The organism is Rhodanobacteraceae bacterium (assembly GCA_016713135.1).
Lineage (GTDB): Bacteria > Pseudomonadota > Gammaproteobacteria > Xanthomonadales > SZUA-5 > JADKFD01.
Genome location: JADJPR010000004.1, coordinates 89,392 through 105,349 on the forward strand (window position 1 = coordinate 89,392; position 15,958 = coordinate 105,349).

Here is a 15,958-nt window from a genome sequence, read left to right on the forward strand (position 1 = left end):
CCGCTGCCGATGTCCGCATCCACCCGCCGCTGGCTGCTGCTGGCGCTGATCGCCGCGGCGATCGTCGCCTTCTTCGCGCTCGATTTGCACCACAGGCTGACGCTGGACGAATTGCGCGCGCAGCGCAGTGCACTCGCGGCGGGCATCGCCGCGCACCCGCTGGCGAGCGCGGCGATCTACTTCCTGGCCTATGTGCTGGTCACCGCGCTGTCGCTACCGGCGGCGGCGCTGCTGACCCTGGCCGGTGGTGCGCTGTTCGGTTTCGCCACCGGGCTGCTGCTGGTGTCATTCGCGAGCACGCTGGGCGCTACCCTGGCGATGCTGCTGGCGCGGTATCTGTTGCGCGATGCGGTGCAGGCGCGCTTCGGGCCGCGGCTGAAGGCCATCGACGAGGGCCTCGCGCGCGAGGGTGCCTTCTATCTGTTCGCGCTGCGCCTGGTCCCGGCCTTCCCGTTTTTCCTGGTCAACCTGGCGATGGGCCTGACGCGGCTGCCGACGCTCACCTATTTCTGGGTCAGCCAGCTCGGCATGCTCCCGGCCACCGCCGTGTTCGTCTACGCCGGCACCGAAATCGGCCAGCTCAGCTCGCTGCGCGGCCTGCTGTCGCCGGGCCTGCTGGCGGCCTTCGCCCTGCTCGGCGTGCTGCCGCTGATCACCAAGAAGATCCTCGACGCACTGCGTGCGCGGAGGGTGTATGCCGGCTTCCGCCGCCCGCCGAAGTTCGACTACAACCTGGTCGCGATCGGCGCTGGCTCGGCGGGTCTGGTCACCAGCTACATCGGCGCCGCGGTCAAGGCGAAGGTCGCGCTGATCGAGCGCCACCGCATGGGCGGCGACTGCCTCAACACCGGCTGCGTGCCGAGCAAGGCCCTGATCCGCACCGCGCGCCTGCTCGCGGATGCGCGCCGCGCCGAGCGCTTCGGGGTGCGCGCGATGCATGCGGATTTCGACTTTGCCGCCGCGATGGAGCGCGTGCAGCAGGTGATCGCCAAGGTGGAGCCGCACGATTCGGTGGCGCGCTACACCGGCCTCGGGGTCGATTGCATCGCTGGCGACGCGCGGCTGGTCGATCCCTGGACCATCGAGGTGGCCGGGCGCCGGATCACCGCGCGCAACATCGTCATCGCCACCGGTGCGCGGCCCACCGTGCCCGCGCTGCCGGGTTTGGAGACCATCGATTACCTGAGCTCGGACAGCGTGTGGAGTCTGCGCGTCCAGCCGCGGCGCCTCGTGGTGCTCGGCGGCGGGCCGATCGGCTGCGAACTGGGCCAGTGCTTCGCGCGGCTGGGCTGCGCGGTCACCATCGTCCAGCGCAACGCGCGCCTGTTGCCGAAGGAAGACCCGGATGCCAGCGAGGCGGTGCGCGCGGCGCTGACGCACGAGGGCATCGAACTGGCGCTCGGCGCCGAAGCGCTGCGCGTGGAACGGGTGGGCGAGGGCGGCCGGCTGATCGTGCGCCAGGGCGGCGCCGAGCGCGCGATCGAGTTCGACCGCCTGCTGCTGGCGCTCGGGCGCACCGCGAATGTCAGCGGCTTCGGCCTCGAGGAACTCGGCGTGCGCGTCGGCGCATACGGCACGGTCGAGGCCGATGCGCTGATGCGTACCAGCCTGCCGAACATCCTGGTCTGCGGCGATGTGACCGGGCCCTTCCAGTTCACCCATGTGGCCGCGCACCAGGCCTGGTATGCCGCGGTGAACGCGCTGTTCGGCCCCTTCTGGACCTTCAAGGTCGATTACCGCGTGATCCCGTGGTGCACCTTCACCGATCCGGAAGTAGCGCGGGTAGGGCTCTCGGAGACCGAGGCGACCGCCCAGGGCATCGCTTACGAGGTCACCCGTTACGGGCTGGACGACCTCGACCGCGCGATCGCCGACGGGCACGACGAAGGCTACGTCAAGGTGCTGACCGTGCCCGGCAAGGACACCATCCTGGGTGCCTGCATCGTCGGCGCGCACGCCGGCGACCTGTTGGCTGAGTTCGTGCTGGCGATGCGCCATGGCCTGGGCCTGCGCAAGATCCTGGGCACCATCCACAGCTATCCGACGATGATGGAAGCCAACAAATACGCCGCCGGCAACTGGGCTCGCGCGCATGCGCCGGCCGGCGCGTTGCGCTGGCTGGAGCGCTTCCATGCCTGGCGCCGCGGCGGCGGTTGAAGGGCGGCTTGCTCTGGGCGATGGCGGGCCAGCAGCTCCCGGGTTCGCGTGCCGAAGGTGCCGTTCATCGCTTCGGCATGGGCGGGCGCAGGTCCGGCCCACCATGCCCCGCGATGATTGCTGCCAGTTCCGACGTCAGCGGCATCAGCGGCGCGCGGTCGCGATTGCTCATCAGCACAATGGCCCAGCCGGAGCGGCGCGTGGCGCGGAAGTCGACCGCCACCCCTGGGGCGCCGCCCGGATGGCCGTAGGCGACATCATCGCCAACGTCCCAGCGCAGGATGCCCAGGCCATGCGGCGGTGCGCGGGTGCCGGGTGGAAGTTGCACCGGCGCGAACAGCAGGTCGAGCGCCTTGGCGTCGAGCAACTGGCCGCTGGTCAGCGCGCGGTGGAAGGCCAGCCAGTCGCGCGGCTGCGCGTAGCCGCCGCCGGCGGGGCCGCCGCGCGGCTCCGGCATCGGCAAGCGCGAAAAGGAGTCGTCCTCGATGACGTAGGGCACGGCGACGCCGTTGGCTTTCCCGTCGATTGCGAAATAGCCAGCACCGCGCATACCCGCGGTGTCGAACACATGCACCTGAACATAGTCGTAGAAGTCGACGCCGCTGATGGCCTCCACCAGCAGCCCGAGCAGCATGAAGCCGCTGTTGCTGTATCCCCATTGGCTGCCGGGTTCGAATTCGGGCTCCTGGTCGAGCAATGGCAGGTAGTCGCGCAACGTCTGCAGTTGCGCGCGCTTCGCATTGAACTCCTCGCCCCAGAATGAGCCCAGCCCTGAGGTGTGCAGCAGCAGTTGCCGCGCCGTGACCCGGTCACGCACCGCGGCCACCGGCCAGTCCGGTAGCGGCCAACTGGCGCGTCCAGGTCGAGCTTGCCTTGCTGCACCAGTTGCATCACCGCGACCACGGTGTAGAGCTTGCCGCTGGACGCGAGGTTGAAGGCGGTCTCTGGCGTGATCGGCAACGGATCGCCCGGATCGGTGATGCCGTATTGGCGCTCGAACACGATCTGAGCCCCATCGGCGATGAGCACGCTGCCGTTGAAGCCGTCGGCGACCGCCTTCGCCATGCGCGCATCGAGCGCAGTCACCAGGTCCGCGCGCTCCGGTGTTGCGGTATGCAGCGGAGCGCAGGCCAGCCAGGCTGCAAGGAATGCGCCGACGTGGCGCCAGACAGTTCTCATGGGACGGACTCCGGGGCGGTGTGTTCGGCGAGCGAGGGTCCGGCCGGGGACCTGCCCGCTCAGAGGATGCCTCAGCGTTTCGAAAGGTCGCAGCGCCCCGTCTCAGTCGGCGCAGACCTCCACCCGGTTGCGTCCCGCATGCTTGGCGCGGTACAGCGCCTCGTCGGCGCGCCGCGCTGCCGCTTCCCATCCCTGGCCGGCTTCGACCTCGGCAATGCCAAAGGAGGAACTCACGCGGAGGGACGGGTCGACATCGCTGAGGTCGATGTCCTCGATGATCCTGCGCACCGTTTCGGCCACCTGCGCGCTGCGGCTGCGGTCGCAGTCGGGCAGGACAGCCAGGAACTCCTCGCCGCCGACGCGACCGACCAGACCGCGGTCGAAATGCCTGAGCGCGGCCGCGACGCGCCGCAGGACCACATCGCCGGCATCGTGTCCGAAGCTGTCGTTGATCCGCTTGAAGTGATCGATGTCGAGGGCGACCACGCTGACCGGCGTGCGCTCGCGCGCGCGCCGCTCGACCTGGCGGCGGGCGTAGTCGAGCGTGGCGCGCCGGTTCGGCAACCCGGTCAGCTCATCGGTCAGGGCGATGCGGCGCAACCGGCGCGCATGCCGCACTTGCAGCAGGATCAGGCCGATGAGCGCCAGCAGGGTCAGGCCGGCGCTGGCGATCACCCCGCTCTGCAGCGTGCGGATGCGTTCGGCATCGCGCAGCGCCGCGGCGCGCAAGGCGTTCTCGGTGGCCAGCGCGATGTTCTGCTGCTCGAAGCGATCGGTGTCGAACTCCACCCGCAGGCGTGCGGTCTGCTCCGCTCGCCAGGCCTGGTGCAGGCCGTCCTTGATCTCGATCTGACGTTCGCGCGCGGCCAGCGCCTCGGCCGGCCGGCCGAGCGCCTTGAGCACGCGCGCGCGCTCGTCCTCGATCTTCTCCAGGAAGGGTGCGGCCTGCGTGGCGGCGAACCAGTCGCGCGCCGAGTCGAGCAGGGGAAGGGCTTCACCGGGCCGCCCGAGTGTGCGCAACGCAGCGCCTCGGGTCAGCTTGAGGGCCGCGACCATGCCGGGGTCGTCACGCACGGCGGGCAATGCGCCGGCCTCGTCGAGCAAGCCGAGCGCCTCACCCGCGCGATCCAGCTTGATCAGGCTGATGGCCATCGAGCGCAGGCTGTCCGGAATCTCCCCGGCGAGCCCCGCGGCCCGCTGGACCGCCAGTGCCGCGCGATAGTGCTCGAGCGCTGCCGCGGGGTTCCCGAGCTTGTCCTGGGTCACGCCTAAGTTGTACAGCGCGGTGGCTTCGTTGTCGCGGCGTCCGGTCTCGCGGGCCAGCGCGAGGGTTTGCTGGTAGTAGTCGAGTGCCTTGGCGTGCTCGCCAGCGCTGCCATAGAGGTTCGCGATCGCGGTCAGCGCATAGGTGCGCCCAGTGGCGTCGCCGAGCGTCTCGCTGGCGTCGAAGGCGGCCTTGAGATCGGCCAATGCGTCGCTCCAGGCGCCGCGTTCGTAATGCAGTTCGCCGCGCAGCACGCGGGCGCGCGACAGCAGTTCCAGGTCATTGGCGGTCAGTGCGGCCGCGACGCCGGCATTGAAGGCAGTGAGAGCCGCCTCCGGTTGCTCCAGGCGCTGGTGCGCATAGCCGGCACACACACCCAACTGGTGCCAGTCCAGGGTATCGCCCAGAGTGCCGGACAGGGTGGCCGCGCGGTCCCTGAGTTCCAGCGCAGCCGCAGGTTGCGCGTGCACGATCAGCCAGCACTTGCCTGACGCCGCATGCAACCACCGGGCACCATCGCGTGCCGGGTCGAGCCCGGCGAGTGCGCGGTCGTAGAGTTCGCTGGCCTGCGCGCTGCGCTCCGCTGGCAGCGCCTCCGCGGCCGCGATCAGTGCCGCTGGATCGTCGTGGGCGCGCGCGATCGTCGCCAGCAGGGCCAGGCACAACGCGGTGGAGAATCGACGCATGGAAGCATCCCGTCGGCGGTCGGGTTCCATTGTCCACAGCACTGTGGAGAAGCCATGGAGACGCGCCGCGCCCGGCGCGTCCCCGCTCGCGTCGGGCTACTCGTTCAGGTTGATCAGTTGCACCCGCGAGCCGTCGCAGACATAGCAGCAGTCGGTGCAGTAGTTCTCGTTGTCCATGCCCACGCCCCAGTACTGGGTCGAGTCGCCTTCCAGCCAGGCGCCGTAGCAGATGGTTTCGCCGTTCTGGCAGCTGAGCTTGTAACTGTGGACCTTGTAGTCCGCGATCTTGTAGGCCTTGCCGTTGCCGGGCCACTGGTGGTTGCGGTCCTGCGAGGTGAACTCGATCGCCACCGAGTATTCGTGATTGCTGCGGAACTGGAAGGTCAGGTTGCCTGCCTGGGCGGCCCCAATGGCCAGGAAGATCAAGGAAGCCGCAGCTGCGAGACGATGGCGAAGCATATTTCCCCCGATGCCCGGGTCGATGGTCCGGGTTGCACCAAGGCTAATCCCGCACATGGCCGGCTGCCAAGCGGGCGAGCAAGCCCGCGTGACGCGCGAGAGTCGATCGCCGACGCCATTCACTCCGCGCCGCAGCCGCCGATGCGCTGCAACTCGAGGACTCCGCCACGCCCCGCATGTTCTGCCGCCAGTTCGCCCTGATCGAAGCGGTAGTCGACGCGGAGCCGGTCGCAGCCCTGGAAACGGAACTCGGCGTGCCCGATCGGAAACAGGTTGCTGGTCGCGGCATGGTCGAGTTCGCCGCCGATCACACGCAGGATAGGCAGGCTGACCGTGCCGTCGCGGGCATCGGCCAATGTGCCCTGCAGTACCAGCCAGTCCTGTGCGTCGGCGTCGTTGGGTGGGCTCATCGGGTCGTAGCTGAACCAGGCGGCGAACAGCAGCCCGGGCTGGGCGCTGTCCGTCGGGACCACTTCCAGCATCAGCCCCTGGCCGGAACTCGCCGGATCGAACCACGCCCCTGACTGGCGGATGCTGAATCCGCCCGCGTCCGGCGCCGCCAGGGCGGGCGGTTGCGCTGTTCCGCCCGCATCGCGACAGCCGCGCACGCGCGGGCCCAGGCGCACCAGCGGCATGCTGCCGACGCGGCCCCGCTCGATGCCGGCGCTGAAGTGATAGCTCAGGGTCGCGTTTTCGCAGTCGCGCCATCGCAATTGCGCCGTGCCCACCGTCTCCGCCTCGGTAACCGGCGGCAGCGCAAACCGGCCGCCGCGGTTGCGCAGGATCTGCAGCTGCACCGATGGCGAATCGGGGCTGGTCGTGCCCTGCAGCGAGTACCAGCGCGCCGCGGACTGGTCGTGCAGCGCACCCCCGCTGGCGAAGGTGAACCAGGGCGCGAACAGCGTGCGCGATTCGGGCAGCCAGGTCAGGACCAGGCCTTCGCCGCTGGTCGCCGGTGCATACCAGGTGCCCGTGATGCCCAGCTGGCCGGGCGGAAGATCGGCGGCATCGCGGAGGTCGACGTGCAGCGCATCCAGCCGGCGCCCCGCGGGCTGGGTATAGACACTCGCCAGCACGCGGTAGTCGTTGGCCGGTGCGGCCAGGCTGTGCGGCCGCGTCCAGCACTGGCTGCCGCCGCAGGGCAGGGTGCGTTGCTCGATCGGTGCGCCGGTGGCCTCGTCGAAAAGTTGCAACTGCAGTGCGCCGGTGGCGCGGCTGGTCAGCAGCACAGCGCCACGCGCGGGCACCACGGCGACATCGGACAGCTGATCGATGTCCAGTGCCAGGTCCTGTTGCCAGTCGATCCGCTGGCCGTCCAATGGCAGAGCCACCAGGCGCGCGGCCATGAACGTGCTCCCGGCGGCGGCGGCGAGGTTGCCCAAGGCCAGCATCAGGCGTTGGCCGGAGAGTGTCTGGTGCAAGGTCCACTCCACGAAGTTGGAACCGATGCCGAGCCTGCCTGCCAGCACCTCGCCGCCGGTGCCGATGTCGAGCACGCGCAGGTCGAGGGCACGAGTCACGGAGTCGATTCCGCTGGATTCGACGCGGAAGATGCGCCCGTCGAGTGGCCAGAATTCTTCGGGATTGGCCGGCAGATTGCGGACACGCGCCTGCGCATCGCTGGCGCCTAGCCATGCCGCCACGACTCCTCCGCCCGGCGCCACGCTGCCCACCACCACGATCGACTCGCCGCGCAAGAGATCGCTGCGCAGGCGCGGGATTGCACTGGTGACCGAGAATGCGGGGAGCGCGACGGGTGGCTGTTCCCGGCCGGTCGCGGGGTCCAGCTTGCGCAGGAACAGCGTGCCCGCGGCATCGCGATCCAGCAGCGCAAGCTCGCCATTGGCGTAGCCGCCCCATGCCGCTGGAAACTCCCTCGGGAAAACGTGTTCGAATCGCGTCTCGCCGGTGGTCCGGTCGAGGCAGCGCAGCGGTGGCCGTTCCCATGCCGGGCGCTCATCGAAAACACAGACCAGGGCGCCGACGAGCTGCACCGCCTGCGCGGACCAGGCCAGGTCGCGATCTGCCGCGGCTTCCAGCTTGCGCTGCCACAGCACCTGTCCGTGCTCATCCATGCGCGCGAACAGGTGATCCTCGCCGCTGGCGAAGCCGGCGTAGCGCTCGCCCTGGAGGGGGTACTCGCCGAGCAGGTTCGATGACTGCGAAGGTGCGCCGCGAGTGATCGGCAGGGCCGCAATCGCGCCGTTGCCATCGACCCGGTACGCTGCGCCGTTGCTGCGCAGCAGCCAACCACCGCCCGGCAGGGCATCGATCTCGTCGGCCCGGGCAAGGCTCAGCGTACGCTCCTCGACGGGCGTGCCGCTGGCCGACAGCGTGAGCAGGCGCAAGGGCGCGTCCGGATTCGACTCGTCGCGCACGATCAGCTGCATGTGGCCGTCAGCGGCGACCGACACGCCGCAGGCGCGTGCTCCCGAAATGCAACGCAGCTGGTCGCGCAGCCGGTAGCGCCCGCGCAGGGCGAAACCGGAATCGAGCAGCAGCAAGCCGTCCCCGACGTCCTGCCAGCCGGATCCGGCGACCACGGTCCAGCCGGCGTCGGACACCAGCAACCCGTCCGACTTGACCCCGTCGAACTCCTGGTCGATCTGGCGCCACTGCGAATTGCCGCTGGTGTCGATCAAGCCCAGCCAGATGCCGGGCGTGGAAGACGAGTCGCCCACCGCGATGATCGCGCCGCTCGCCGTGCGGGCGAGTTGTTCGATCTCCACGCGCTCCCAGTCGGACGGCGATGCCCACTGGCGCGCCAAGCCGCCGTCGACCCTGACCTCCAGCACCCGCGCGAGGCGTGGGTTGTCGCTGCTGGCGTACCCGGCGATGGTCACCGATTCGCTGCCGGGAACGGCGAGCACCGTCGAGGTGCCGACGAAGTCCGCAAGTGCAGGCTGGACGATGCCAAGGTCGCGTCCTGCCGCGTCCCGGCGACGCAAGTCCACCCGCCCGGAAAGCAGGTCTGTCTGCGCGAGCCAGGTTGCGCCGGCAGGCGTCGGCGCGTGGCTGTCGCAATAGCTTGAACCGGAAGGGTACAGGTCGTTGCTGCGGAAGCGCAGGCCGTCGCTGGCGGAGAACCGCCAGATATCGCAGAAGAAACCGGTACCGAGCAGCGTCCCGTCGGCCTGCGGATGCAGCGTCGGAACCGCGACGCTGTCCACCCATTCCTCCCTTTCGGGCATGAATTGGCGCGAGAGCAGCCGGCCATCCGTGGCGTAGTGGTCGATGCTGGTGAGCTCGTCCTGGTGCCCGGCGACCAGCCAGTAGCTGCCGTCGCCCGCCACCGCAACCTGGCGCGCGATCGCTGGCGGCGAGTCGCCGAGGATCACCGGGTCCACGCTGTCCCAGGCGTGCGCGGGAGTGCTCAATGCAGACCCCAGGACGGTGCAGCCCAGCGCAAGGAGGCAGGACACCGGCGCAAGCAGGCGTGAAGCGAGAACGGGGAACAGGGCGCGATTCAAGGTCAGGGTTGGTCGGCAAGGGATGTTGCATTCGATCACAGATCGTCGGAGGGATGAACCGACGGTTGCCGGACTGGCGGCGCCCTTCAGCGCATCCGCTCGTGTGCCGCGCGCAGCGGCTCCAGGGCGCGCTCGGCGAGGGTGCGCCGGCTGATTTCCACCCGCGCCACGCCGCGCATGCCGGCGCGCAGGGCGAGCGGTGTGGCGCCGATGCGCGCATCGGCGATGAAGCCGCGGCCGGTGGCTTGCTCCACCGGCGTCGGGCTGATCCAGCGCAGGCTGGCGGGCACGCTGCCGTGCCGGTGGTAGGGCCAGGCGTCGAGCTGCAGCCGGGCGGCCTGGCCGATGCGCAGTTGCGGCACCGCTTCCTCGGGCAGTTGCAGGCGTGCCTGGAGGGTGGCGTCGACCCGCGCGAGTTGCGCCAGCACCTCGCCCTGCGCGACCACGCTGCCCGGTGTGCGCGCGGGCAGGCGCACGACGATGGCGGGATAGGGCGCGCGCACCCGGCGCAGTCGCTCGTCGTTGTCGCCGAGTTCGGCCTCGAGAGTCGCGATGCGCTCGTCGAGCAGGCGCGCTTCGCTGGCTTCGTCGCCGCGCGCGCGGTCGCGCTCGGATTCGCGTTGTTTCAGCGCCAGGCGCAGCCGGTCCAGTTCGCGCTCGCCCAGCGTGCGGTCCTTTTCCGCCTCGGCCAGCGCCAGGCGGTATTTCAGCAGTTCCACGTCCGCCACCACGCCATTGCGCCCGAGCGTTTCCGCACGTTGCAGCAGCTCCTTCTGGGTGGCGACCTGGCCGCGACGGAAGCCGAGCTCACGCTCCGCACTGGCGATCTCGGTCTGCTGGATCTGCATCAACTGCGCGTGCGCGCGGTCGGCCGCCGCGGTACGTTCGGCAGCGGCGCTGCGCTGCTCGCGCAACTGGCGCAGCTGCGACTGCGCCGCGCGCAGATCCGCATGGGTCAGTTCGAACAGCACTGCGCCGGCTTCGACCTGCTCGCCCTCGGCCACCGCCACCCGCACCAGCTCGCCAGCGAGCGGCGCCTGCAAGGCGTCTGCAGGCTGGTCGCTGACCAGTTCGAACGGCGCCAGCGCCACCTGCGGCAGCGGCACCAGGGTGGCGAACAACGCGAATCCACCGGCCAGCGCCAGCAGCAGCACGCCGGCCGCGCGCGCAGCGCGGGACGGCGGCGCGGTCGGCAGCAGGCCGGATGGACGGTCGAACTCGGGCGCGGTGTTCATGCGCCGGCGAGTTGCTGGCTGTGCAGGTGAAAATACAGGCCGCGACGCGCGAGCAGCGCGTCGTGGTTGCCGCGTTCGACGATCCGCCCCTGTTCCAGAACCACGATCTCGTCCGCCTCGCGGATGGTGCTCAGCCGGTGCGCGATGACGATGCAGGTGCGTCCGCGCGCGATCTCGCCCAGGCTGGCCTGGATAGCGCGCTCGCTCTCGCTGTCGAGGGCGCTGGTGGCTTCGTCGAAGATCAGCACCGGCGGGTCGCGGTAGAGCGCGCGGGCGATCGCGATGCGCTGGCGCTGGCCGCCGGACAGCGCGAGCCCGCCGTCGCCCACGCGTGTCTCGTAGCCCTGCGGCAGGCGCGCAATGAATTCATGCGCGTGCGCCAGTTGCGCCGCGCGCAGGGCGCGTTCGACATCCGGCTCACTGTCCCCGAACGCGATATTGGCGAGCACGTTGCCGTCGAACAGATGGTTTTCCTGCAGCACGAAGCCGATCTGCCGGCGCAGATCGCGATGGTTCAACTGGCGGCTGTCGACGTGGTCGAAGCGGATCGAACCCTGGGTAGGTTCGATCAGTCCGGCGATCAGCTTGACCAGGGTGGTCTTGCCACTGCCGCTGCGCCCGACCAGGGCATAGGTGCGGCCAGGCGCGAACTCGAGGTGGATGCCTGCCAGGATCTCCGCCGCGCCGGGGCCGCCGTAGCGGAAGCCGACGTCTTCCAGGTGGATGCGGCCCTCCAGCGTGCGCACCGGCTGCAGGCGCGCGCGGTCATGGCCCTGCTCGGGCGCGTGCTCGAACACATCGCGCAAGCGGTTCAGCAGCACCGAAACGTACTGCAGTTCATCCCAGGCGCCCAGGGCCTTCAGCAGCGCCGCGCTGGCCAGCGCGAGCAGGCTGTTGAAGGCCACCAGCGCACCGACGCTCAGCTCGCCCGCGATCACCTGCTGCGCGCCGAACCAGAGGAAGGCGAGCAGGGTGGCCAGGCCCAGCGCCTGCAGCAGGCTGTCGTAGGCGAGGACCAGGAACTGGCCGCGGAACTGCTGTCGCGAAACCTGGAGGAAGGCCGCGAGCATCGCGTCGCGGAAGCCGAGTTCGCCGGCACCGGCCTTGACCGCCTCGATGCCGCGGATCGCGTCGATCTGCTGCGAGGCATAGCGCCCGTGCGCTTCCTCGATGTCGGCGTACAGCGGCCGCAGCCAGCGCCGCGACAGCCACATCAGTGCGCCATACAGCGGGAGGGTGGCGGCGAACACCAGCGCCAAGCGAGCCGAGTAGGCCAGCATCAGCGCGAGCGCGGCGCCGAGTTGCAGCAGCGCCAGCGCGCCGCCGATGCCCTGGTGCACCAGGAACTGGCGCACCTGGCGCGCGCCGTCGAGGCGGCGCTGGATGTCGCCGGTGCGCCGGGTGTGGAAATAGCTCATCGGCAGTGCCAGCAGGCGGCGGGTCAGCAAATCGAGTGCCGCGCTGTCCACCCGCAGTGCCACGAAGGCGAACAGATACTGCTGGATGCCCTGCGCCAGGATCAGGCCCACGAGTGCCGCACCGATCGCCGCGAGTACCGCGGCGAGGAGGTCGACATCGGCATCGACGATTACCTGGTCGACCACGAACTGGGTGGCCACCGGGAACAGCAGGGTCAGCAGGCTGGCGAGCAGCGCCAGGCCGGTCGCCAGCAGCAGCGAGCCGCGCAGGGGCGAAAGCAGATCGCGCAGCCAGGCGAAGCCCGCCGCGGGCGGCTCCAGCGTCGGCGACAGGTCTGCCGCGTGGTCGAACAGCGCGGTGTAGCCGGACCAGCCGGCGAGAAAGTCGGCGCGCGGCAGCCGCCGCGGCCCGAGGCCCGGATCGCTGATCCAGACGTGATGTGCGTCCACGCCGTGCACGACCACCCAGTGGTGGCCCTGCCAGTGCGCGATGGCGGGCACCGGCAGGTCGTCCAGATGCCGCGGCGACACCTTGAGCGCGCGCGCGGCGAGCCCGATCTCGCCGGCCGCCGCGCACAGGCCGGACAGGCTGGTGCCATCAAAGCCCGTGTGGCACAGCGCGCGCAGCCGGGTGAGCGAGACCTCGCGCGAGAAGTGGCGCGCGACCATGCCCAGGCAAGCGGCGCCGCAGTCCATCTGGTCGATCTGCGCGACGAAGGGGAAGCCGCGGATTCGCGCGCTGCTGCGGCGAAACATCCCACCTTCGGCGAAGGGCGCATCGTCGTCCAGCGCCTGCGCGCCCTCGGTGGCGCTGCGGGTGGCGTCGGCCGGCAGCAGTTCCGCGGCGAAATCCAGCGGCACGCGGGTCGCGGCCGGTTGCAGGTAGAGCGCCTGGCGCTCGGCCAGGCGTTGGGCAAACTCGGGGTGGCGCACGCACAGCTCGCGTGCGGCGTCGGCGGAGAGTTGCAGCAGCTCGCAGTCGTCCAGCGCTTCCACGCTCGCCGCGCGCGGCTCGCCGGTGACCAGCGAACGCTCGCCGAACCAGTCGCCCGCGCGGTACAGCGCCAGGCGCTGGCGCGCCGCGCCGTCGCCGCGCCAGGCCACCGCGCGGCCGCTGCGCAGAATCAGCAGGTCCGCGCTGGCTTCGCCCCCGCGCACGATCAGTTCGCCGCGCGCCGCCTGGCGCGGCGCCAGCGCCGCCATCAGCGCCTGCAGTGCGGGCGCCGGCAAGCGGCCGAAGTCGCTGAACTGGTAGAGGAAACCGTGCAGCGTGCGCCAGCGCGACTGCAGCTCCAGCGCCTGTTGCAGCGCCGGTTGCTGGCGCAGCAACTCGGCGAAGCGCTCGCGCGCCAGGCGCAGTACCTCCACGCTGGTGCTGGCGCGCACCGTGGCATTGCGCGTACCGCCCGCGTGCAGCGCGGCCTCGCCGAACTCGTCGCCCGGCAGCAGTCTCCCGAGCATCAGCTCGCTGCCATCCGGCTGGCGCCGGAGCACCCGCGCGCGACCGCTGACCACGATGTACCAGGCGTCGGCGGAATCACCCTCGGCCACGATCTCGTCGCCGAAGACGTAGTCCACGCGATCGAACAGCGCGAGCACGGCGTCCTGCTGCGCCTCGGGGACGAAGCGCAGCAGCGACGAGCGTCTCGCCAGGTCGTCAGCGTGAGTCATCAGCTTCGATGCAGCGGCCAGTTCCAGCGCACATGGCGCGAGATTAGCGCGTCGAACACCCGCGTACGCAGGATCGCCTCGATGCGCGCGGCGACCTGCGGATCGTCCAGCGAGGGCGCGGACCGCGCGTGCAGCTGCATCAGTCCGATGCACTCATCGGCGAGCGTGGCCAGGCAGACCTGGCCGGGCAGGGCGTGCTGCAGCGCGCTGGTCATCGCCGGCGCGAGCGTCTCCGCGAGCGCGTCAATCCGACGCTCGGGAAACCCATGCTCGGCGGCAACCTGAGCCAGCGGCAGGCCATCGTGCTCCGCGCACATGCGCGCCTCGCGCGCGGCGGCCAGGCTGTCGAACTCGACCAGGGTGAAATCCATGCGGGTCAGGGCAGCCGAATGCTGGGCCAGCGTGCGCTCGCGCAGGGTGGCGTTGAGGCTGCGCGCGAGAAACTCGCTCGCCTCAGCCTGCCAGCGCGGCCATGCATCCGGCAGCGGGTCCAGGAGGCCGTTGCCCACTTCAGAGCAGATGGCGGCGTGGGCAGCCAATTCGCGCGCATGCGGGTCGAAGCGCTCGCCCAGCAGCGCGTCGATGTCGTCGCTCTCCGGATCGGGTGCGATGCCGGCGCTACGCCGCGCCATCCATTCGGCGAGGTCGGCATATTCGAGGCCGCGCTGCGCCAGCCAGGCCTCGCACTCCTCGGCACTGACCAGGTCGCGCTGGTAGCGCCAGGCGGCCAGCGCCGCATCGACATCGGCGCCGGGTGCCAGGGCACTTGCCGTCGGGTCCGGCGCCAGGGTCGCCAGTACCTCGGCGACCCGAAATTCCTGCCCGCCAGCGCTGAACACCACCAGCGCTCGGCGGGCGTCCGCGGGAAGCGAGGGCATGCCGCGTCTCCCGCTGTCGACCTATCAGCGGGAGGCTGCTTCGCGCACTTTCTGCACCGCCGGCAGGCCGCCCTTGGCGTCCTTCTTCGGCTTCAGGTCCTTGGCCTTGGTGTTCACTTTGGCAGGCGCCTTTGCCGGGGTCTTGCTGCTCTTGCTGGTCATTGTCTGGTCCTCGTTGGTGTGGGCTTGGGTTGCTTCCCCGGGCGAAGTCTCAACCGCCGCGGATCTTCTGCACCGCCGGGAGCAGCATGCCGATGCCACCCTTGGCCTCCTTCTTCGGCTTCAGGTCCTTTGGCTTGGTGCTCACCTTGGTGGGCGACTTGGCAGGAGTCTTGGTCTTCATGTCGTGATCTCCGTTGGGTATCTCATCGAAGCAGGAACGTCGGCGGCTGGCGCCGTGGGCCCATGACTGATGGCCCAGATTCAACCACCGCGAGCGGCGGCCTCGCGGACCTTCTGCACCGCTGGCAGCAACAGGCCGCCCTTGGCGTCCTTGTTCGGCTTCAGGTCCTTGGCCTCCGGTTTCGACGGCTTCTGCGAGGTGGCTTGCTTGCTCATGACATGGTCTCCGATGTGGGGGTGGGCCTGCGGTGGCGGCTTGCATTGCAGCCGGTTCCCGTTGCCTCATCCCTCCGATACGGACAATCGCGGGTGCGGAGATCATCGATGCGCGAAAATCGTGACGCAGTTCTCGATCGCTACCGCTGGGCGACCCAGGATCCCGCCGCGCAGGCGGCGGTGCTGGCCGAGATCCATCGCCGCGTGCGCGGCGGCCGCGAGGCGCTGATCCTGCGCGAGGATTTTGCCGGCAACGGCGCCGACTCGGTCGCCTGGGTCGCGGAGGGGCGCGGGCGCCGTGCGGTGGCGGTCGATGCCGATCCGGCCACGGTCGAACACGGGCGCGCGCGCGCCCTGCGCCTGCTCGGCAGGCGGGCGGAACGCATCGAATGGTTTGCCGACGACGTGCACGCGGTGGCGCCCCCGCAGGCGCCGCGCGCCGATGTGTGTTCGGTGCTGAACTTCAGCATTGGCTACCTGCACAGCCGCGCCGCGCTGCTGCGCTACCTGAGGCACGCACGTGGCGGTCTGGCAGAAGGCGGTGTGCTGGTACTGAACACTTTCGGCGGGCCGGATGCGCTGCGTCCGCGCTGCGACCGGCACGCGATCGTCCCCGGGTGCGAGCGGGGCGCCGGCGCCCTGGCACCCTTCGACTACATCTGGGAGACGCGCCAGTACGACGCGGCGACGGCGCGCATCGACTGCCGCATCCATTTCGAATGGAGCGACCCGGACGGCGCGCGTCGGCGTATCGACGATGCTTTCAGCTACCGCTGGCGGTTGTGGTCCTTGCCGGAGCTGACCGAGGCCCTGCGCGAGGCGGGCTTCCGCCGCGCGCAGGTCTGGCGGCACACCATCCGGCCGACCCGCGAGGGTCCGCGCGGCTGGCTGCGGCCGGTGCGCCAGTTGCTCGATGCGCCGGTATGGGTGGCCTATGTGGTCGGCATCGCCTGAGCTTTCCGGGCTTAGGCCGGTGTGGCGCG

At 70.3% G+C, this 15,958-nt stretch carries 10 protein-coding genes and 1 pseudogene; 2 read left to right on the top strand and 9 right to left on the bottom strand.

Translation table 11 applies throughout. The annotated features are described in order from the left end of the window. The first annotated feature begins 9 nt into the window (after window positions 1–9). On the top strand, window positions 10–2,157 hold the full coding sequence (locus IPK27_06195) for an FAD-dependent oxidoreductase (protein ID MBK8067213.1): 2,148 nt from the start codon (window positions 10–12) through the stop codon (window positions 2,155–2,157). 64 nt (window positions 2,158–2,221) lie between these two features. Here the strand turns inward: IPK27_06195 and IPK27_06200 are convergent, their stop codons facing one another. The 9 genes and pseudogenes from IPK27_06200 to IPK27_06240 all read right to left on the bottom strand — a co-directional run bounded on the left by IPK27_06200 (window position 2,222) and on the right by IPK27_06240 (window position 14,579). Next, window positions 2,222–2,983 (bottom strand): beta-lactamase family protein, encoded by a 762-nt coding sequence (locus tag IPK27_06200; GenBank protein MBK8067214.1) that lies wholly within the window; start codon window positions 2,981–2,983, stop codon window positions 2,222–2,224. 11 nt (window positions 2,984–2,994) lie between these two features. Then, window positions 2,995–3,336 (bottom strand): annotated as a pseudogene (locus IPK27_06205) (serine hydrolase). Between the two features lie 102 nt (window positions 3,337–3,438). Beyond that, complete coding sequence (locus IPK27_06210; GenBank protein MBK8067215.1) at window positions 3,439–5,286, bottom strand: GGDEF domain-containing protein; 1,848 nt, start codon at window positions 5,284–5,286, stop codon at window positions 3,439–3,441. A gap of 96 nt (window positions 5,287–5,382) precedes the next feature. Then, entirely contained in the window at window positions 5,383–5,712 is a 330-nt protein-coding gene (locus IPK27_06215; GenBank protein ID MBK8067216.1) for a hypothetical protein, read from the bottom strand. Between the two features lie 152 nt (window positions 5,713–5,864). Next, entirely contained in the window at window positions 5,865–9,167 is a 3,303-nt protein-coding gene (locus IPK27_06220; GenBank protein ID MBK8067217.1) for a hypothetical protein, read from the bottom strand. 134 nt (window positions 9,168–9,301) lie between these two features. Beyond that, window positions 9,302–10,450: an HlyD family efflux transporter periplasmic adaptor subunit gene (locus tag IPK27_06225; protein ID MBK8067218.1), complete on the bottom strand. Its 1,149-nt coding sequence runs from the start codon at window positions 10,448–10,450 to the stop codon at window positions 9,302–9,304. Further along, window positions 10,447–13,539: a peptidase domain-containing ABC transporter gene (locus IPK27_06230; GenBank protein ID MBK8067219.1), complete on the bottom strand. Its 3,093-nt coding sequence runs from the start codon at window positions 13,537–13,539 to the stop codon at window positions 10,447–10,449. Before IPK27_06230 ends, IPK27_06225 begins: the two co-directional genes overlap by 4 nt. Continuing rightward, window positions 13,539–14,417 (bottom strand): hypothetical protein, encoded by an 879-nt coding sequence (locus tag IPK27_06235; protein ID MBK8067220.1) that lies wholly within the window; start codon window positions 14,415–14,417, stop codon window positions 13,539–13,541. Before IPK27_06235 ends, IPK27_06230 begins: the two co-directional genes overlap by 1 nt. Before the next feature lie 24 nt (window positions 14,418–14,441). Next, window positions 14,442–14,579, bottom strand: coding sequence for a hypothetical protein (locus IPK27_06240; protein ID MBK8067221.1), 138 nt, complete (start codon window positions 14,577–14,579; stop codon window positions 14,442–14,444). Window positions 14,580–15,083: 504 nt separating this feature from the next. On the opposite strand from IPK27_06240, the gene IPK27_06245 reads away from it, so the two are divergent. After that, entirely contained in the window at window positions 15,084–15,929 is an 846-nt protein-coding gene (locus IPK27_06245) for a class I SAM-dependent methyltransferase (protein ID MBK8067222.1), read from the top strand. Window positions 15,930–15,958: the final 29 nt, after the last annotated feature.

Coding starts and splice junctions, on each gene's coding strand:
- IPK27_06195 (MBK8067213.1), top strand. CDS start 10: ATGTCCGCATCCACCCGCCGCTGGCTGCTGCTGGCGCTGATCGCCGCG.
- IPK27_06210 (MBK8067215.1), bottom strand. CDS start 5,286: ATGCGTCGATTCTCCACCGCGTTGTGCCTGGCCCTGCTGGCGACGATC.
- IPK27_06225 (MBK8067218.1), bottom strand. CDS start 10,450: ATGAACACCGCGCCCGAGTTCGACCGTCCATCCGGCCTGCTGCCGACC.
- IPK27_06230 (MBK8067219.1), bottom strand. CDS start 13,539: ATGACTCACGCTGACGACCTGGCGAGACGCTCGTCGCTGCTGCGCTTC.
- IPK27_06235 (MBK8067220.1), bottom strand. CDS start 14,417: ATGCCCTCGCTTCCCGCGGACGCCCGCCGAGCGCTGGTGGTGTTCAGC.
- IPK27_06240 (MBK8067221.1), bottom strand. CDS start 14,579: ATGACCAGCAAGAGCAGCAAGACCCCGGCAAAGGCGCCTGCCAAAGTG.
- IPK27_06245 (MBK8067222.1), top strand. CDS start 15,084: ATGCGCGAAAATCGTGACGCAGTTCTCGATCGCTACCGCTGGGCGACC.